Origin of the sequence: Enterococcus sp. AZ188 (assembly GCF_050544075.1) — a bacterium.
Lineage (GTDB): Bacteria > Bacillota > Bacilli > Lactobacillales > Enterococcaceae > Enterococcus_D > Enterococcus_D entomosocium.
The window spans coordinates 1,413,793-1,433,396 of record NZ_CP172943.1; the positions used below are offsets into that span (position 1 = coordinate 1,413,793).

Consider the following 19,604-nt stretch of genomic DNA (forward strand, 5'->3'; position numbering starts at 1 on the left):
CGCATTGAATTGAAAACGTTTGCTATTCTATTAGTAACAAATGTTTCCTATAATGAACCTACAAATCAACTACAAAGGAGTTTCCTCAATGAAAGAAAAAGTGATGGATGCGATGCAGAAATTCTCCAAGGCAATGTTTGTGCCCGTTTTGATTTTGCCGATCGCAGGGATATTGATTGCCGTTGGGAATGTGTTTACAAATGTCCGCTTGCTTGAGCAGTTTCCCTTTTTGGATAATCCGATAACCACCGGTTTTGGTAGTATCTTGTCCGCTTCCTTATTACCGATTTTAACCAATTTGGGCATTATTTTTTGTGTCGGGATTGCTCTAGGGTTAGCTAATAAGAAAAAAGCTGAAGCGGGATTTACCGCGTTGTTAGGTTATTTCGTCTTCTTGAATGCCATGAATAAATTCATGGAACTTCGGGGGATGTTGGTTCCAACCGATGCCCTTCAAGGTTCAGGACAAGCAATCGTTTTAGGAATCCAAGTGTTGGATATGGGTGTCTTTCTGGGGATCATTTTAGGGATCGTCGTAGCATTGATCCATAATCGTTTTATCGATACGAGCTTTAACAATGCCTTTCAAGTTTATGGCGGCGCGCGCTTCGTCTTTATTGTCTTGATTCCGGTCGTCGTGTTATTAGCCATCGTTTCCACATTTATATGGCCAGTAATACAAACTGGCATCGACGGTTTAGGCGGCATCATTCAACAAACGGGCAACTTTGGCATCTTCTTGTACGGTATGTTGGAACGCTTATTGATTCCAACTGGCTTGCATCACTTGATCTACACGCCGTTTTTGTATACCTCATTAGGCGGTGTCGCAGAAGTTGGCGGTCAAGTCTTTGAAGGGGCACGAAACATTTATTTTGCGGAAATTGCTGACCCAGCAGTCCGCGTATTATCGCAAAGTGTCATTTGGGACGCTCGTGGGATCTCAAAAATGTTTGGACTGATCGGTGCCTGTTTGGCGATGTATCAAACGGCAAAACCAGAAAATAAAGTCAAAGTCAAAGCCATTTTGATTCCAGCTGTCGTCACTTCCTTTATTGCAGGTGTGACTGAACCAATCGAATTTTCTTTTATGTTCGTGGCACCTGTTTTGTTCGTCATTCATTCTGCACTTAGCGGCTTGAGCATGGTGGCGTTAAATCTCTTTGGTTCTCGCGCCATCGGACCGAATGGCTTCATCGACTTTCTTTTGTACAACTTGCCCTTAGGGATCGAGAAAACTCGCTGGCCAGTGTACTTGATCGTCGGAGTCGTCTTCTTCTTTCTTTATTACTTCTTGTTCCGCTTTTTGATCACGAAACTGAATTTGAAAACGGTCGGGCGTGAAGAAGATGGGACAGAGACCAAACTGTATTCGAAGAAAGAGTACAAAGAAAAACAACTTGCTGGAGCAGGTGTCGGGGTCATGGCGAGTGACCAAGCCGCCATTAGTCCGACTGGTGAAACAAGTATCTCAGCAATCATCACCAAAGCGCTAGGTGGCGATGACAATATCAAAACCATCGACAACTGCTATACCCGCTTACGTTTAAAACTAAAGGATCCTGAACTCGTGGATGAAGCGCTACTAAAAGACGAAACACAAGCCAAAGGCGTGATCAAAAATGGTGAAAATGTCCATGTCGTTTACGGGTTGACTGTGCCGAAAGTGCGGGAAGAATTAGAAAATTATCTTGGAAGAGAAGGAGAGATTGAATGATGAAAAATTTTTCAGTAGTGATCGCAGGGGGCGGCAGTACCTTTACCCCGGGAATCGTTATGATGCTACTTGACAATCAAGAACGCTTTCCTTTAAGAAAGCTGAAACTATACGACAATGATGAAGCACGCCAAGCGATCCTCGGCGAAGCCCTGGCGATTTTATTAAAAGAACAAGCACCGCAAATCGAATTTTCATTTACGACGGATCCTGAAGAAGCCTTCAGCGATGTCGATTTCTGTATGGCGCATATCCGAGTAGGAAAGTATGATATGCGGGAAAAAGATGAAAAAGTCCCCTTGCGTCATGGCGTCTTTGGTCAAGAAACCTGTGGTCCAGGAGGGATCGCTTATGGGATGCGCAGCATCACTGGTATGCTGGAGATCATTGATTACATGGAAAAGTATTCCCCCGATTGTTGGATGCTGAATTATTCCAATCCGGCTGCAATCGTAGCTGAAGCATGTCGAGTCTTGCGTCCTAAATCAAAAGTTCTGAATATCTGTGACATGCCCGTGGGCACGTTGCGTCGCATGTCGCAAATCATTGGCAAACAGCCAGAGGAGTTAGAAGTTCGCTACTTTGGCTTGAATCATTTTGGCTGGTGGACTAGTGTCAAAGACAAAGAAGGCACGGAGTACATTCAAACCATACGTGACTATGTTGCAGAACATGGCTATTTGACGCAGATCGAAGTGGATACCCAACATACAGACCCAAGTTGGCAAGACACCCACAAAAAAGCCAAAGACCTCTTGGCTCTCACACCAGAATATCTGCCAAATACGTACTTGAAGTATTATTTATACCCAGATTACGTCTACGAACACATGAAAGAACACCCAGAGTATACGCGTTCCAATGAAGTGATGGAAGGACGGGAAAGACGAGTGTTCGATCATGCCAAAAAGATCACTGCACAAGGATCTGCTGAAGGGATCGCTTTTGAGATTGATGCCCATGCAACCTTTATCGTTGATTTGGCACGCGCCATCGCTTTTAATACGCATGAGCGAATGGTCATGATTGTGGAAAACAACGGCGCGATTGCGAACTTCCCGGATGATGCCATGGTGGAAGTGCCATGTATCGTCGGTTCTGATGGACCAGAAGCCCTCGCTCAAGGAAAAATTCCTGCCTTCCAACAAGCGCTCATGTTCCAACAGGTGACTGTGGAAAAATTAGTGGTCGAAGCATATGTGGAAAAGAGCTATCAAAAAATGTGGCAAGCGTTAAGCCTTTCCAAAACGATTCCTAGCGCAAAAGTAGCCAAAGAGTTACTCGATGATTTGGTCTCGGAAAATGGTGATTACTGGCCAGGATTGTCTTGATTTGTTTCACATTTGCGAAACATTTGCTGATTGGCTAACTGGAAAGAGGAAGATTCTCCAAGAATCTTTCTTTTTTTGATTTTTGCTGTAGAAGAATACTTCTCTGAAGAAAATCATCACTAAACGTCTTCTCAACAAAACGATCAGACAGGTATGCTAGAATATGCCACTAACTATGGTAGAATAAAGCTAATTGAATCAGATGAGAGGGAGCAATGCGATGTTTTTAGGGATTGATATCGGCACGACAGCCATAAAATTTGGGGTCATTGAAGATCGGAAAATCATTTACTCACAGTCATTACCAATCAAAACCCATAGCCACGGGTTAAAACAGACCCAATCAGCGACCCAGATTAGTAGCCAATTGATCAGTGGTGTCACAACGATTCCCGCTCAATTAAAAGCGGCAATCACAGTGATCGGGTTCAGTACCGCCATGCACAGTTTGATGCCAGTGGCTGGTGAGACAGCAGAAGAGATTTACATTTGGTCAGACAATCAAGCGAGTCAAACGATGACGGCCTTTCGTCAAACGGATCTGGCGGCAACGTTTTATGAAGAGACAGGGACACCGATCCATGCAATGTCTCCCTTTGCGAAACTGGCTTACTTTCAAACAAGTGGTTCATATTCCAAAGAGACGAAATGGTTAGGCTTAAAAGAACTAGCAATGGCGTTGTTTACCGGACAAGCACGGATCGATTATAGTACCGCATCAGCAACCGGTCTTTTTTCTTTGAAAGAAAAGCAATGGAGTCAAAAGATTCTCACCTATTTATCCCTTTCAAAAGCCCAATTAGCGTCTTTATGTGCACCGACTGATCGTTTTTTGATTACCGAGGAGATGGCGCAGCGGTGTGGCTTGAAGCCTGAGGTAGAAGTGATGTGTGGGGCTAGCGATGGGTGTTTGGCAGCATATGCTGGCTATATTTCTACAGGGATCCGCAACAGCTTGACGATCGGGACCAGTGCGGCGGTTCGTAAAGTAAGTGAGACCACCGTCTTTGATGACCAAAAACAAAATTTTTGCTACTATCTGCAAGATGACCTCTATGTCGTAGGGGCACCTTCGAATAATGGTGGCTGTGTCCTTGCTTGGGCAAAAGAGACCTTATCAGAAGATCCTGATGGGTTTTATCATTATCTGCCGCAAGTCATGGAGGAATCACCGATCGGCAGCAACGGCTTACGTTTTTTCCCCTATTTAAACGGGGAACGGGCACCCTTTTGGACAAATGAGATCACAGGCGGTTTTTCTGGCTTGACCCTGAAACACAATCGCTCAGACATGTTGCGAGCAGTCATCGAAGGCATGCTGATGAACATCGATTTATTAAAGCAAATGGCGCAGTTGGAAGGGGCAGTCACTGTAAGTGGTGGTTTCTTTCAAACAAAACTTTTAGGTCAAATGACCGCGGATGTGTTGGGGCTGACCTGTTATCTTTCCGATGAAAACGAACCGATATTCGGCTTGTATGATTTATACAAAAGCTCTGTTGTGCGGCAAGATCAGCCAGATGAAAAATTTGTTCCTGATCCGCAGAACCACGCGCTTTATCAAGAACTGGCAAAAACGTATTTTCAAGCATAAGCAAAAACCAGCAATCCACTAGGGTTGCTGGTTTTCTTTTTCAACACACGTGAAAGCGTCGACGATATATTCCATCAATAAGAGCAGTTTGCCAAAGAAGCTAGTGTACTGGATGTTTTGGGTGTCGTAGGGACGTTCATCTGTCACTTCAAAGGAAAAGGTCGCTAGTTGATTGGCGCGATGCTCACCGTTCCCACAAAACAAAACAGTTGGTATGTGATGTTCATTGGCTAATGCCATCTTTTCCAGCACTTTTTGTGTTTCGCCAGATTTAGAGATAGTAATCAACATACTGATGTTCTCGATGTTGTTACTAATGATCCCACCTGAGTCAGAAGCACTGACTAATAAGGTTTTGATGCCGTTGACAAGCATTTTTTTGTGTAGGTATTCTGCCACGATCCCCGAAAAACCTGTGGCATAAATCGTAATAAACTTGTTCTTGTTTTGTCCATAGATTTCTTTGATCGCTTCGATCGTATCTGCAATACTGGCAGCGTCAATTTGGTAATCGATGGCGGCTTCAGTGATCGTCTGATTTTTCAAGCGATTCTTTAAGAAGTAAAGCAGCTCTAGATAGCCAGAAAAACCTAGTTTTTGCGCAAGCCGCACGATGGTTGCTGGGGAAGTGTAGATCGTTTTAGCGATTTCTCTTAAGGGCAGTCCATCGATCGCAGCGGTATTTGCAAGCAAATAATCAAGAATTTGCAGCTCATTGTCAGTCAATTTTTTTCCTTTGATCAATACATTTAAGTCCATTGTTCGGCACTCCTTTGTCTTGTCTTCATCATACAATGAATAACGACAGAAAGTAAAATAGGAATCGCGTCATGCTGATATATAGGAAAAAAGATTGTGCATTTCCTAAAAAGATATTATAATTTCTTATATAGAAAATAAAGGTGGAGAAATGATGACACAAAAGCCATATGGAACCGTACTACTAAAAGCAGCAACCATTTTAGATTATCTAGCAGAAGCGCCAAGTAAACCATTGCAAGAAATTTCAGAAGCAACGAAACTGACCCCATCCACAGCTTTGAAAATATTGGAAACGCTACAAATGATCGGCTATGTCAAACGCGACAAAGAGAAGAATTATCGCTTAGGGTCTAAGCTGATCAAGTATGCGAATCAAAACATTCAAGAGCTTGATTTAGTGGAAATCAGCTTGCCATACTTGGAAGCATTGCAGAAAACGGCGGATGAAACGATCCACTTAGGGGTCTTGACCGCCAATGAGATTCTTTATGTCAATAAATTGGAGCCTCAGAATCAAACGATCCGCATGTCTTCAAAAGTAGGAATCACAAGACCGTTGTATAGCTCTGCCATGGGGAAAGCCGTTTTAGCGGAGTTTGATGCCCCTCAAGTAGAGGAGTACTTGGCAGCAACGCCTTTAACCGCTTATACCGAAAATACCATTACAAATCAGTTGAAGTTGAAGAAAGAATTGGAACAGGCAAAAGCGAACCAAGTAGCCTTTGATGATGAAGAAATGGAACAAGAAATCTATTGCATCGGCGCCTCACTGATAAAAGATCAGGAGATCGTTGGGGCGTTTTCTATCAGCCTACCGAAATACCGCTTGACCCCAGAATACAAAACGACATTGATCGATGCGATTATTGCGACAAAACAACAAATTGAACAAGCGTTATAAACTTTTTAATGGAAAGCCCTTGCAAATAAAAACGAGAACGGTATAATGAACGTGTAAGTTTCTTTATAATAAATACCATTTTCCAAATAGGAAATAAGTGGAGGGTCTTAATGAAAAAAGTAGCGAATTTAATGAAACTAAAGGAAAGCGGTGTGATCGCTGTTGTACGTGGCGCTTCAAAAGAAGAAGCACTACAAGCAAGTAAAGCGATCGTTGCAGGGGGGATCACCGGCATTGAGTTGACTTTTACAGTGCCTCAAGCGGCGGATGTAATCGCTGAATTAGTAGCAACCTTCAAAGAGAATCCAGAGGTAGTTGTTGGTGCGGGGACCGTTCTTGATGCAGTGACCGCCCGCTTAGCGATCATGGCAGGAGCAGAATATGTCGTCAGCCCAACCTTTGATCAAGAAACGGCTGAATTATGTAATTTATATCAAATCCCGTATCTGCCTGGCTGCATGACCATTTCAGAAATGAAGGACGCCTTAAAAGCAGGCGCAGATATCATTAAACTATTCCCGGGTAGTGCGTATGGACCAAGTATCATCTCGGCCTTCAAAGCGCCATTGCCACAATTAAACATTATGCCGACCGGTGGTGTCAGCTTAGACAACATGCAAGAATGGTTTGCAGCGGGTGTTGTAGCCGCTGGTGTAGGGGGGAATTTGTTAGCGCCAGCAGCAAGTGGGGATTTTGACAAAGTAACAGAAGTAGCGAAACAATATGCGGCAAAATTAAAAGAGATTCGAGGAAAGTAAGATGGCAAACATTCTGACACTAGGAGAAATCATGTTGCGTCTATCGACAACGTTAGGCGACCGAATCGCCCATAGTTCGACGTTTGCTGCCCATTATGGTGGCGGGGAAGCCAATGTTGCGATTTCCTTGGCAAATTTTGGTCATCACGTTTCTTTTGCTAGTAAAGTGCCGGAAAATGCTTTAGGAGATGCCGTTTTTCATCATTTACGAAGCTATGGCGTCGATTGTCGTCACTTGCTTCGTGGCGGTTCCCGACTAGGTACTTACTATATTGAAACCGGTATCGGGGAACGAGCAGCGCGAGTGGTTTATGATCGCGCAGGCTCTAGCTTTGCTCAAATGAAAGAAAATGAGTGGCAATCTGACCTTTTTGATGGGGTTGATATTGTTCACCTTTCAGGGATCACGCCCGCTCTTTCAACGACTTGGAAGACACTTTTGCTGACGTTGATCAAAGAAGCGAAAGCAGCTGGTTGTAAAATCAGTTTCGATATCAATTATCGTGGAAAGCTGTGGACGACCGCTGAAGCACGCGTCTTTTTGCAAGAAGTGCTCCCCTATGTCGATTATTGCTCGGCAGGACAGTTAGATGCCCAAGTCTTTATGGATGTATCAGCTCCAACAGAGGAAGTCGAAGATGACTACTATTATCAAGAAATGCATCGGAAATACCCAAATATCCAGCTCTTTTATTCAACTAGTCGTCAGGTGCTCTCAGCAAGTCACAATCAATTGACAGGAAGCCTATGGCACAACGGCAATTATGTCGTTTCTGCTACCCATGAGATCAATCCAATCGTTGATCGCGTCGGAGGTGGCGATGCCTTTTCAGCTGGTATCCTACATGGTCTTGTCACGAAGAAACAAGACCAAGAAATCATTGATTTTGCAACTGCAGCTTCTGCTTTGAAACATACGATCCATGGCGACTGTAATCAGTTTAGCGCCAATGAGATACAAGAATTTATTGCAACAGGTTCAGGAAAAATTATCCGATAGGAGGAATAAAACATGCAACACATGGAAACACGCTATACCCATAGTCCACTTGATATTCGTCACTATAGTACCGAGGAATTACGCAGAGAATTTTTGGTAGAGAAAATTTTCACACCAGGACAAATCATGCTGACTTATACCCACAATGATCGGATGATCTTTGGCGGAGTGACACCGACGGAAGAAGCGTTAGAAGTGCAATTAAGCAGCGAATTAGGGGTGGAATACTTCTTAGAACGTCGCGAATTAGGCGTCATCAATATTGGAGGACCTGGTGCGATCACGATCGATGGCCAAAAAGAACCAATGAAAAAACAAGACGGCTACTATATCGGCAAGGAAACCAAACAAGTCTTGTTTCACTCTGATGATCCAGCAAATCCAGCGAAATTCTATCTATCTTGCGTGCCAGCACATAAGAAATACCCAAATGTAAAAATCAGTATCGATCAAGTCACACCAATGGAGACAGGCGAGGGCTTGACATTAAATGAACGGAAAATTTATCAATACATTCACCCAAATGTTTGTGAAAGCTGTCAATTACAAATGGGGTACACGATCTTAGAACCAGGCAGTGCTTGGAATACGATGCCAAGTCATACCCATGAACGTCGGATGGAAGCATATGTGTATTTTGATTTTGCCAACGAAGACACAAAAGTGTTCCATATGATGGGCAAACCAGATGAAACGAAGCATTTAGTCGTTAGTGAAGAACAAGCAGTTATTTCTCCAAGCTGGTCGATCCATTCGGGTGTTGGAACCAGTAACTACTCCTTTATCTGGGCAATGTGTGGCGAAAATATCACCTATACCGACATGGATATGGTGGCAATGGACGACTTAAAATAAAAGAAAGAGGGTTTATCAATTATGGATTTTTCAATGGATCAATTTCGTTTAGATGGTAAGATCGCATTAGTGACAGGCGCTGTCTATGGGATCGGTTTTACGATCGCTCGTTCATTAGCAGCAGCAGGAGCAACGATCGTTTTTAACAACTTGGATCAAGAATCAGTGGATAAAGGATTAGCAAACTATCGTGAAGCAGGGATCGAAGCCCACGGCTATGTCTGTGATGTAACGGATGAAAAAGCAGTCAACGAAATGGTCAAGCAGATCGAAGAAGAAGTTGGCGTGATTGATATCTTAGTCAATAATGCTGGGATCATCAAACGAATCCCGATGTTGGAGATGTCTGCTGAAGACTTCCGCCAAGTCGTTGACGTGGACTTGAACGCTCCATTTATCGTTTCAAAAGCAGTCTTACCGTCAATGATCAAAAAAGGACATGGAAAAATCATTAACATTTGCTCAATGATGAGTGAATTGGGAAGAGAAACGGTGGCTGGTTACGCAGCGGCTAAAGGCGGCTTGAAAATGTTGACGAAAAACATTTGTGCCGAATTTGGTTCAGCAAACATCCAATGTAATGGGATCGGACCTGGTTATATTGCAACACCGCAAACTGCACCATTACGAGAGATCCAACCAGACGGTTCTCGTCACCCCTTTGATCAATTTATCGTAGCGAAAACACCTGCTGCCCGTTGGGGTGAGCCAGAAGATTTAGCAGGACCAACGGTTTTCTTAGCTTCTGAGGCATCAAACTTTGTCAATGGCCATGTCTTATATGTAGATGGCGGTATCTTGGCGTATATCGGGAAACAACCTGAATAAAACAATCAGTAGTAAGGATGGGGACGATTGCAATCGTTCCCATTTTTATGGTACAACACCCAAGAAATGCAGGTTTTTAAAAGGTAGCTTGGCGATTAATGGGTTGAAGCAAAGCAATTGCAAACAAATCTTTTAAAAAGAAGGAAAAGCAAAACGCTGTGAAGGAAAATGTTCTTCGCAGCGTTTTGCTTGAGTTGCTCTTTTTAAAATCAGGTAGCGTATTTATGTTAGGGGAAGATTCAACACGAACAATGAGTTTCAATCTAACAAAACTTGTTGTGCAAGCGGTAATGGAGAATTTTTCAAACATTCTGCAACTAATTTGGCAACGGCTGTAGCACCCTGGTCATTCAAATGCGTGTTATCCGTAATGCCGGCTGGATAATTGGGGTGCTGGTTTTTTTCTAAATGAAGAAAATAGGTTTTCGCCTGTTGTGGTTCCAGCGCTGAAAAGAACCGTTGTGTTGCGGCAAAAAGATCCAGGCAGACCACATCCAAGGAGGTAGCCAAAGCACGCATTGCTTCTGGGTAAGGACCGACTGCCAAAGGATCAAGTTGCTGTTGGTCCACGTAATGCAAACGAGTGATCGAGGTCAATAGGATCGGTGTCGCTTGCTGCTGGCGTGCCGTTTGCACGTAGGTTGCTAAATTATGCTGATATTCAACAGGTGTCGTGCCGCGACTATCTGTTTTTTGATCATTGTGTCCAAATTGAATCAAGAGATAATCACCAGCATGTAGTTCTTTTTCTGCCTGCAACAAGCGTCCTTCTTCAATGAAGCTCTTGGAGGAACGCCCATTTTTTGCCAAGTTGACGATTTGATGCTGGGGTAGATAGCGTGAGATTTTTTCTCCCCAGCCCGTTTCTGGACGAGCGCTAGGCTCTTTGATCGATGCGGTGGAATCACCGACGATGACGATTTTTACCATTTGCTTTCTCCTAAAATTTGAAGTAGTTGCTGGCGTTTTGATAACAGACATTTTCTACTAATGGTTTTAACTGACGAAGATCAGCAGGGGCTTCACCACGTACAACGATCTCAGCAAGCCATTCACAAAAGACGCGTCGGAAATATTCATGACGGGTGTAAGACAAAAAGCTTCTTGAATCCGTCAGCATGCCGACAAAGTTAAAGATCACACTGCCATCTGCGAATTTCGTCAATTGGTGACGCATGCCTGCGCGGGTGTCGTTATACCACCAGCCAGATCCTAACTGCAATTTATTATTGCCTTCTTGCTGGAAGCACCCCATCAAAGCGACGAGTGCATCATAGTCATTGGGATTTAAGGAGTAGAGAATCGTTTGAGGCAAATGGTCCTGCGCATCAGCAGCGTTCAATAATTTCTGCAAGTTTTGAGTCAGTGGTTGATCATTGATGCCATCGTAGCCCGTATCTGGTCCCAAGCGCTCAAACATTCGTTGATTGCAGTTACGGTACGCATGGACATGCAATTGCATCGTCCAACCATGTTCGTGATACAGCTTCATCAGTTCAACTAGAACATTGGTTTTGAAGAACGAGACTTCGTTTTCCTCCAAAGATTCTCCAGCTAATGCTTTGGCAAAAATTGCTTCAAGAGATAACTGTTCGTCCGCAGCATACACTAAAGTATCCAGCGCATGGTCAGACAAGCGGCAGTGATGCTGGTGAAAGTAGGTTACACGGTCCCGCAAGGCTGTCAAGAAAGCATCGTAGGTAGTGATCGCGTTTTCGACACTCTTTTCGAGTTTGGTAACATAGGTAAGAAAATTCGGATGGTCGATTTGTAACGCTTTGTCAGGTCGAAAGGTCGGCAAGACCCGAAAACGTTGTTCTGTTTGGCTTAATTGGTGATGATAGTGAAGATCATCGACTGGATCATCTGTGGTGCAAACGATCTCGACGTTACTGCGAGCAATCAAAGCTCTTCGGGTAAAGTCTTTTTGCTGCAATTTTTCGTTGCATAGCCTCCACAAAGTTTCGGCATTTTCTTCAGTAACGGGAAGATCGATCGCAAAAAATCGCTTTAATTCTAAATGGGTCCAACTGTAAAGGGGATTTCCCACCAATTTTGGCACTGTTTGACACCATGCCAAAAATTTTTCATAATCACTGGCATTGCCCGTAATCGCTTCTTCGGGTACGCCACAAGCGCGCATCAACCGCCACTTGTAATGATCACCACTTAGCCATGCCTCGGTGATAGTTTTAAAGGGCCGATCCGCATAGATTTCTTTCGGGTCTAGGTGGCAGTGGTAATCAATAATCGGCAGCTCTTTGGCATAGTCATGGTATAGGGTTTGAGCAATTTCATTTGGCAGTAAATAGTTTTCATTTAAAAACATGTCGAACCTCTTTTCTTTGGTTATAGTGTCACACCATTTTTAAAGATGGCGATCTCACGAACGTTGTTGGCTTCATTACGCGTCGGTTTTCCACTGGCAGTATCGATGATCGCTTGAATAAAGTCTTCCAGCACGACCTCCATCGGCTCTTCCAACAAGCGACCAGCGTTGAAATCCATCCAGTGGGGTTTCTTCTGGTAAATCTCTTGATTCGTGGCAACTTTCATGGTCGGCACATAGGCACCAAATGGCGTGCCGCGACCAGTGGTAAATAAGACGAGTTGGCAATCGGCAGAAGCCAGTGCAGAAGCGGCAACAAGATCGTTTCCTGGACCTTCCAGCAGGCTCAAGCCTGGCTTACGGAGTTTTTCCCCATATTTTAAGACATCGACGACAGCGGAAGTCCCAGATTTTTGGGTACAGCCTAATGACTTATCTTCTAGCGTAGTGATACCGCCTGCCTTATTGCCAGGAGAAGGATTTTCATAGACCGGTTCACCGTAAGCAAGGAAATAATCTTTAAAGTCGTTGATTAGATGGAGAATTTTTTCAAAGGTTGCTTCATCTTGTGCACGCGCCATCAAGACTTGTTCAGCGCCAAACATTTCGGGTACTTCCGTCAAGACCGTGCTGCCACCTTGAGAAACTAAAAAGTCAGAAAATGCCCCCAACAAAGGGTTGGCGGTGATCCCAGAAAACCCGTCAGAACCCCCACATTTTAACCCGATCTTTAGATCACTCAAGGGAACGGCTTCTCGTTGATCCTCTTTTGCTGCTTCCAGTAATTCTTCTAATAAGCTTTCGCCGACCGCAATTTCATCGTCGCTTTCCTGTGCCACCATAAATTTGACGCGCTTTGGATCGTAGTCACCCAGGTTTTTCTTAAACTCGGGAACGGTGTTGTTCTCACAACCTAAGCCAAAGACCAAGACGCCACCGGCATTTGGATGATGCACCGCATCAATTAAAATTTGACGGGTGTTTTGATGATCTTGGCCTAACTGGGAGCAGCCGTAGGGATGTTTAAGGATCGTAATATGATCAAAAGTGCCAAGATCTGGATGATTCTTCTTGAAATTTTCAACAATGATCTCAGCGATACCATTGATACAACCAACTGTTGGCACGATCAGTAAATCATTACGAATCCCAACTTTGCCATTTGCCCGCCGGTACCCTTGGAACGTCGCAGCCCTTTTTGGATAACGGACGGGATGCAAATCAGGGGCATAGGTGTATGCTAAGGTACCAGAAAGGTTGGTTTTGACATTGTGGGTATGCAACCATTGGCCAGTTTTCACGTCAGCTAAGAGATGTCCAATGGGATAGCCATATTTGATCACGTCTTGTGATTGTGCTAGATCTTTGAGGGCGATTTTGTGTCCTTGTGGAATATCCTCAAAAAGGGTGATCGTTTGGTCTTCAAATGAAAGGGTCGTTTTAGCAGCTAGTGGTTTTAATGCGACTGCGACATTATCATTAGGGTGCAATTTCAATAGTTGCGCGGGTGTTTCTGTTAATGTGCTGGACATAAAGATTCTCCTTTATTTCAAACTTGGCTCAGGGGTGTCAATCGACGCAAGTAACTGGCGGGGTCCGTCTTGTTTTAGACATGCGCACATTTCATTGATTGTCGCTGTCATAAAGCTCAGGTCTGCATGCCAGAGTTGCTCATTTTTTAATAGAGTGGCGATCTGTCTTTCTGCTGGTAATTGTTTCACTTGCTGAAATATGGTTGTCACTAGGTCATCATCTTGAAAAGGTCGAGTGAGATAGAAAGTCAGCAACCCTGCCAGTGCGGCAGTGATTCGTTTTGGTAACTGCTGGTTTTGTTGGACATAACGAGTTAAGACTGGTTGAAGACGCGCACGGAATTTTGAGACGCTGTTTAAAGCGATCGATTGCAGCTGATGCTTCACATAAGGATTTCTGAAGCGCTCTTTGATTTGTTCCGCATAAGCTGCAAGCTGCGCTTTAGGCAAATCAAGCATTGGAATCAACTCTTCCAGAAAAAGACCATCCAAAAAGGCTGCAAAATCACGGTCGTTCATTACTTCTTCAACGGTTTCTAAACCAGCTAAAAGACCGAGTGGAACCATCGCCGTATGAGGACCATTTAATAAATGTACTTTTTGTTCACGATAGGGGGTCATATCTTCTGTCACGATCACATTCAACCCAGCTTCTTGCAAGGGAAGCTTTTCGGCTACGCCGCTTCCTTCGATCACCCAGAGCATAAAGGGTTCCGCAGTGACCATTACGGCATCCTCATAGCCAAGAATCTCTTGGTATTGTGCCACTTTATCGCGAGGATATCCTGGAACGATCCGATCGACTAAGCTGCAGCAGAAGGTGTTTTCTTTTTCTAACCAGTTGACGAAGTCTGACTCCAAAGACCATAATGCGGCATATTGTAAGACGATCTCTTTTAGTTTTTCACCATTCCGATCGATTAATTCACAAGGAATGATCAAAAATCCCGGTTTTTGTCGTTGAAAACGACGATACAAAAGAGCGGTCAGTTTTGCAGGGAAACTGTGGGGAGGGGTATCGTATAAGGTATCCTCTGGGTGAAACGCAATACCTGCTTCCGTCGTATTAGAAACGATGATCTCGAGTTGCTCATCTTCGGCTAAAGCAAGATAGTCTTCCCATTGCTGATAAGGATTCAGCACTTGATCAATGGTGGAGACGACTTCAAATGTTTGAGAAGGAGCGCCATCGACAAGTCCTTCTAAGATAACGGTGTAGAGATTTTCTTGTTGTGCCAACAGCTCTTTCAAGCCGTGATCAATCGGCTGTACCACAATGGCACTGCCATTAAAAAGACCTTGCTTGTTCATTTGCTGCAGCTGCCAGTTAAAAAAGCCCCGCATAAAATTGCCTTCCCCGAATTGAATCACTCGGGCTGGATAGGTTTGATGGGGTTGTTCGGTAATTTTTTTCATAGAATCCTCCTTAAAAAATAGTTATGCACACGTTAACATTTTTGCGTAAGCGCTCTTGAAAACAAGAGGCTTACAGCGATTGACGAATGATTAACGAGGTATCAAAGAAATGTTGTTTCTCAACTACTTGATTGGCAAATGCTTGCAACAGCAGAGTTGCTGCCAATTGACTCATTTCATAGACTGGTTTGCGGATCGTTGTTAATGGGGGATACGTATAGGGAGAAAAAGAACTATCATCAAAACCGATGATACCGATCTCCTCTGGGATCTTTCGTCCTGCTTGATGACAGGCATTGATCGCCCCGATCGCCATATCATCATTGGCGCAAAAAATCACTTCAGGTGGTTCAGGTAAAGCGAGTAGTTGCTGGGCACCCAGCTGACCACTTTCCAACGAGTAGTCGCCAGCTACGAAGTATTCTTTCGGGCAGACAAGCTGCTTTTCTTGAATCGCTTTCATAAATCCTTTGCGGCGCTCTCTAGCGGAGCCAAAGGAAGCGATCCCTTCGATCATGGCGATCTTTCGAAAGCCTTGTTCAAGCACATAGGTGATCATTTGATAGACCCCTTGGGCATCATTACTAGTGACATTCATCAAGGTTGCATCCCGCAATTGACGATTCAAAACGACGATGGGAATGTTTTTCTTTGAAAGAGCAGCGATAAAGCCGTCATCACGATCACTTTGACTCATCACGATCGCTCCATCTAGGCGATTCGGCTCTTCATCAAATGTATCGGATTGCAATAATTCATGAACCGCCAAAGTATATTCGGATGGTAGGGTATCACTGATTCCTTTGATCACTTCGACTAAAAAGCTATCGGAAGTACCAATGGATAGATGAGAAAAATAAAGACCAATGATATAAGATTTCTGATTCACCAGACTTTTGGCATTGACATTGGGCACATAGTGTAAAGATTCAGCGATGGCTGCGATCTTCTTTTTTGTTTCTGGCTTGATTAATGGGCTATCGTTTAACGCACGAGAAACAGTTGTATGTGAAACACCAGCGACTTTGGCGATATCTTTGATCGTGACCATAGAAAACCTTCTTCCTTTTTGCTTGATTCAAGCATAGCTTGTTCCCACGAGAATGTCAATACACCAAGGATGCACACGTGAAACATTTTTCAAAATAACATAGGAACTTTTTCTGGGATGTGCTAGTATAAAAGAAGATAGTTAGGTAATGGGAGGGAGTCTATGAAATTCTTTTTAAGCTATCATCAAACATCCAACTTGTTTTATAAAATATTTATTTTGATTTTTCTAATTGGTAGCGCTTTAATCGTTGGATTTAGCGGGGTCATTTATCATCGAACGTATCAAAACATTCAAGAAACGTTTTTGCAAAGTCAACATAATTTGGTCAACCAAGTCAAAGAAAATCTGGATCAAAAAATTCAGATGGTGGAGTATGCCTTTTCTACATATAGCAGTACTCAAAGCTTTTCCGATACGATGGAACAGCCATTTTCCGTGACGAATTATCGACAAGTGCGAGAGATCAATTCGCAACTTGCTTACATTGGTGTGATGGGGATCGAAAACGCCAGCTACCAATTGGTGAATTTGAATCAGCATTGGAAAATCGAAGAAGGCTCCTTAAAACAGATCGATGATACTGAATTCGCTGCTTTTCAAGCGTTGATCGACAACCAACGCTACTTGTATTGGTTGCCAGAAGATGGCTATTTAAAAATGGTGATGACGCTGCCTGTGTTTCGACAGGAAACCACTGCTTTGGGGATCGCTGAAATCCAAGACCATACCATTGCGCAGTTGGTGGCAGATCATGACGATTCCTTTTTGAATATTTTTCATGCGGACGGACAACTGCTTTTCGATAATGGTGAAGTGATCGATTCTGACTTACACGAAACAATGATCGCAGCTGCCCACGACGATGGTATCTTCACTGACAAAGAAAACAATAAGTATGTGGTCACACAATCGGATTACAATCAGTGGTATCATGTGATCCGTCTGGCACCTGCCAGTGTTTCGCAAGCAATCCGTGAATTAAGAAGCGGTTTGATCGTGATTGGCAGTCTTTTGATCATCCTCTTTTTATTAGTATCCTATCGCATTGCGATCGTGGCTACCTCACCCATCAATCGGATCGGTGAGCTTTTAAAGCCAAAAAAACAAGGTCAGAAATTAGAAGTTAATCAGTTGATTTCCGATATCGACCAGGTCTTACATCAAAACCACGATCTTGCTGTTAAAGTTGAACATCAAAAGCCCGAGTTAGAATCCTTGTTTCTATTAAACTTGTTTCGCGGCTGTATCTCAGAAGCAGATAGTCACTTAAAACTGTCACAATTTGGGTATGAAGTATCCGAAACGGAACACTTTGCCGTATTACTGATTCAAATCGATGATTTGTGTGGACGAGAAACAGCGACTATTGATATTTTCTTGCTTGCCATCGAGAATCTCGTTTCTGAAATCATTCCGGCCAATTTGCGTTTTCAGCCAATCATCTCCAGTCAAGAAACCCAAGGAACAATTTTAAAGCTTCCTGAATCAGTTGACCAAAAACAAGTATTGACCTATTGTCAAAAGATCCATCAAGCGGCAAAAGATTACTTGAAAATCAAAATAAGTTGTGGGGTCTCACAATCCTACGACCGCCTCGTAGAAACCAAATTAGCGGTTGATAACGCTAAAGAAGCCTTGCACTATCGAATGAATTTAGGGGAAGAAGTCATTATCTTTTTTGACGACATTGCGGCACAATTAGACAATAACGCGATCGTTCAGTACCCTAGAGAAGCAGAAAGCACCTTTTTGGATGCAATGCGTAGTGGGGATCTAGCGACCATCAAAACGAGTTACACAGAAGTCGTACGCGAAATCATTCATGAAAACAAAAATCCGTTGACGATTGAAAGTGCCTTGTTTAAGTTGATCAACAGTATCGTTCAGCTAGGGCAACTCCTAGGAGCAGATCATACTAGCTTGCAGAATAGTCGTAAAGTCTATCAATCCGTGCTCAACCAAACCAGTTTGTTCAAAGTTGAGCAAATCATCTATCAAGAGTTAGTTTTACCTATCGTTGAAACGACACAAGCCAAAACAGATCGAGAAATTCGCTCCTTGTCTGAAAAGATGGTCTTGATCGTACACCAACAATACGACCAAGATCTCTCCTTAGATAGCATTGCTGAACAGTTGCATTATAATGCCAATTACTTAAGTAATGTGTTTAAAAAGGAATTATCCATCAATTTCGCCGATTACTTACAAAACTATCGATTGCAAGTCGCGAAAAAGTGGTTAAGAGAAACCGATTTGACCATCAAAGAAATCGCCGCCAACCTACAATATACCAACTCTCAAAACTTCATCCGCTTTTTCAAAAAGAAAGAACAGATGACACCCGGAGAGTATCGCAAACGATCCAAAGATTAAAAGAAAAAAAGCGTTTTTTGATCAACGATCAAAAAACGCTTTTTTTCTTTGCTGCCTGTTGGCTACCCTTTGACGGAACCAACCATGGCACCTTTCACGAAATACTTCTGGACAAATGGATAGGCGATCAACATTGGCAAAGTCGCAACGACGATCACGGCCATTTTCACGGATTGTGCTGGGGGGACAACATCGACACTAGCGGCATCGGCGTTCATCCCGCTGGAGACAATCACGATTTGTCGAAGGAGCACTTGGATCGGCCATTTCGCTGAATCATTGATGTACAAAATCGCTGATTGATAAGTATTCCAATAACTAACAGCGTAGAACAAAGAGATCGTCGCAATCGATGGTAAGGAAAGAGGTAAGATGATACGGAAAAAGACGCCCCAATCAGAGCAACCATCCATTTTTGCTGATTCCTCTAAACTATCAGGAATCCCTTGGAAAAAGTTTCTCATAATGATCATATTATATGCACTGATGGCACTCGGTAAGATCAGTGCCCAGAGAGAATCGATCAAGCCGAGGCTTTGTACCAAAATAAAACTTGGGATCATCCCTCCGCTAAACAACATCGTAAATACGACAATAAAATTGAAGATGCCACGTCCATGCAAATATTTTCTTGAAAGAGCATAGGCCATAAAAGAGGTCAAGATCATTGAAAGAACCGTTCCGACGATGGTCACAAAAAGGGAAACACCAATACTCGTAAAAATCGTGGGAGTCGAGAGAATATACCGGTAAGCATTTAAGCTAAATTCACGTGGGATAATGATAAATGTTCGTGTCGCAATCTCAGAAGAAGAAGCAAAGGAGCTTCCGAGAATGTTCAGAAAAGGCAAGAGACACATTAAGGTAAAGAGTAGTAGAAAACCGATAATAAATCCTTGAACAACCCGTTCACTCTTCGGGCGGTTCGTTTTTTTTAGGGTTTGTTGCATAGGAAAAACCTCCATCTTTTTTTACTTAAATAGGTATTTCCAACGTATCATGAGGCGGGGACAACGTATATAATCACTTTTACATGTTAAAAAAATCACAATCATGACAAACGTTGATAAATCAATGGTTTTCCAATTCGACCGAGAAATAATCCTAAAAAATGTATGCCTTTCCAATGCTGAGAAAATGATTATATACGTTAT

Annotated in this window: 16 protein-coding genes; 9 read left to right on the top strand and 7 right to left on the bottom strand. The window is 43.2% G+C overall.

Features of this window, described 5'->3' with window-relative positions:
• Positions 1 to 88 precede the first annotated feature (88 nt).
• The 3 genes from IGI86_RS06580 (at position 89) to IGI86_RS06590 (ending at position 4,642) form a co-directional block, all read left to right on the top strand.
• Positions 89 to 1,717 carry a PTS transporter subunit EIIC gene (locus IGI86_RS06580; RefSeq protein WP_430617826.1) on the top strand — a complete coding sequence of 543 codons (1,629 nt, stop codon included), beginning with the start codon at positions 89 to 91 and terminating at the stop codon, positions 1,715 to 1,717.
• Positions 1,717 to 3,048 carry a 6-phospho-alpha-glucosidase gene (locus tag IGI86_RS06585; protein ID WP_086338716.1) on the top strand — a complete coding sequence of 444 codons (1,332 nt, stop codon included), beginning with the start codon at positions 1,717 to 1,719 and terminating at the stop codon, positions 3,046 to 3,048. The genes IGI86_RS06580 and IGI86_RS06585 overlap by 1 nt, the downstream gene beginning before the upstream one ends.
• Positions 3,049 to 3,268: 220 nt before the next feature.
• Positions 3,269 to 4,642 carry a gluconokinase gene (locus IGI86_RS06590; RefSeq protein ID WP_430617827.1) on the top strand — a complete coding sequence of 458 codons (1,374 nt, stop codon included), beginning with the start codon at positions 3,269 to 3,271 and terminating at the stop codon, positions 4,640 to 4,642.
• 18 nt (positions 4,643 to 4,660) lie between these two features.
• On the opposite strand, the gene IGI86_RS06595 is transcribed toward IGI86_RS06590, so the two are convergent.
• Positions 4,661 to 5,401: a MurR/RpiR family transcriptional regulator gene (locus tag IGI86_RS06595; RefSeq protein ID WP_008381545.1), complete on the bottom strand. Its 741-nt coding sequence runs from the start codon at positions 5,399 to 5,401 to the stop codon at positions 4,661 to 4,663.
• A 151-nt stretch (positions 5,402 to 5,552) separates the two neighbouring features.
• Between IGI86_RS06595 and IGI86_RS06600 the strand changes: the two genes are divergently transcribed.
• From IGI86_RS06600 to IGI86_RS06620, 5 genes are all read left to right on the top strand, one after another.
• Positions 5,553 to 6,305, top strand: coding sequence for an IclR family transcriptional regulator (locus tag IGI86_RS06600; RefSeq protein ID WP_016621204.1), 753 nt, complete (start codon positions 5,553 to 5,555; stop codon positions 6,303 to 6,305).
• A gap of 110 nt (positions 6,306 to 6,415) precedes the next feature.
• Positions 6,416 to 7,063: a bifunctional 4-hydroxy-2-oxoglutarate aldolase/2-dehydro-3-deoxy-phosphogluconate aldolase gene (locus IGI86_RS06605; protein WP_430617828.1), complete on the top strand. Its 648-nt coding sequence runs from the start codon at positions 6,416 to 6,418 to the stop codon at positions 7,061 to 7,063.
• A 1-nt stretch (position 7,064) separates the two neighbouring features.
• The gene (locus IGI86_RS06610) at positions 7,065 to 8,063 is read left to right on the top strand and encodes a PfkB family carbohydrate kinase (RefSeq protein ID WP_430617829.1); all 999 of its coding nucleotides are present in this window, start codon (positions 7,065 to 7,067) and stop codon (positions 8,061 to 8,063) included.
• Positions 8,064 to 8,075: 12 nt separating this feature from the next.
• A complete protein-coding gene (kduI, locus tag IGI86_RS06615; RefSeq protein ID WP_005229915.1) occupies positions 8,076 to 8,918 on the top strand; it encodes a 5-dehydro-4-deoxy-D-glucuronate isomerase in 843 nt (280 codons plus the stop codon).
• Positions 8,919 to 8,939: 21 nt separating this feature from the next.
• On the top strand, positions 8,940 to 9,746 hold the full coding sequence (locus IGI86_RS06620) for a gluconate 5-dehydrogenase (protein ID WP_005229917.1): 807 nt from the start codon (positions 8,940 to 8,942) through the stop codon (positions 9,744 to 9,746).
• Positions 9,747 to 10,004: 258 nt separating this feature from the next.
• On the opposite strand, the gene IGI86_RS06625 is transcribed toward IGI86_RS06620, so the two are convergent.
• The 5 genes from IGI86_RS06625 to IGI86_RS06645 all read right to left on the bottom strand — a co-directional run bounded on the left by IGI86_RS06625 (position 10,005) and on the right by IGI86_RS06645 (position 16,074).
• Positions 10,005 to 10,676, bottom strand: a complete 672-nt coding sequence (locus IGI86_RS06625) for a rhamnogalacturonan acetylesterase (RefSeq protein ID WP_430617830.1) — start codon at positions 10,674 to 10,676, stop codon at positions 10,005 to 10,007.
• A gap of 10 nt (positions 10,677 to 10,686) precedes the next feature.
• On the bottom strand, positions 10,687 to 12,075 hold the full coding sequence (gene uxaC, locus IGI86_RS06630; RefSeq protein WP_430617831.1) for a glucuronate isomerase: 1,389 nt from the start codon (positions 12,073 to 12,075) through the stop codon (positions 10,687 to 10,689).
• A gap of 20 nt (positions 12,076 to 12,095) precedes the next feature.
• Entirely contained in the window at positions 12,096 to 13,607 is a 1,512-nt protein-coding gene (locus tag IGI86_RS06635; protein ID WP_430617832.1) for a UxaA family hydrolase, read from the bottom strand.
• Positions 13,608 to 13,619: 12 nt separating this feature from the next.
• Positions 13,620 to 15,023, bottom strand: coding sequence for a tagaturonate reductase (locus IGI86_RS06640; RefSeq protein WP_429969927.1), 1,404 nt, complete (start codon positions 15,021 to 15,023; stop codon positions 13,620 to 13,622).
• A 70-nt stretch (positions 15,024 to 15,093) separates the two neighbouring features.
• A complete protein-coding gene (locus tag IGI86_RS06645) occupies positions 15,094 to 16,074 on the bottom strand; it encodes a LacI family DNA-binding transcriptional regulator (protein ID WP_430617833.1) in 981 nt (326 codons plus the stop codon).
• 162 nt (positions 16,075 to 16,236) lie between these two features.
• On the opposite strand from IGI86_RS06645, the gene IGI86_RS06650 reads away from it, so the two are divergent.
• Complete coding sequence (locus IGI86_RS06650; protein ID WP_430617834.1) at positions 16,237 to 18,450, top strand: AraC family transcriptional regulator; 2,214 nt, start codon at positions 16,237 to 16,239, stop codon at positions 18,448 to 18,450.
• A 62-nt stretch (positions 18,451 to 18,512) separates the two neighbouring features.
• Here the strand turns inward: IGI86_RS06650 and IGI86_RS06655 are convergent, their stop codons facing one another.
• Entirely contained in the window at positions 18,513 to 19,400 is an 888-nt protein-coding gene (locus IGI86_RS06655; protein WP_008381527.1) for a carbohydrate ABC transporter permease, read from the bottom strand.
• Positions 19,401 to 19,604: the final 204 nt, after the last annotated feature.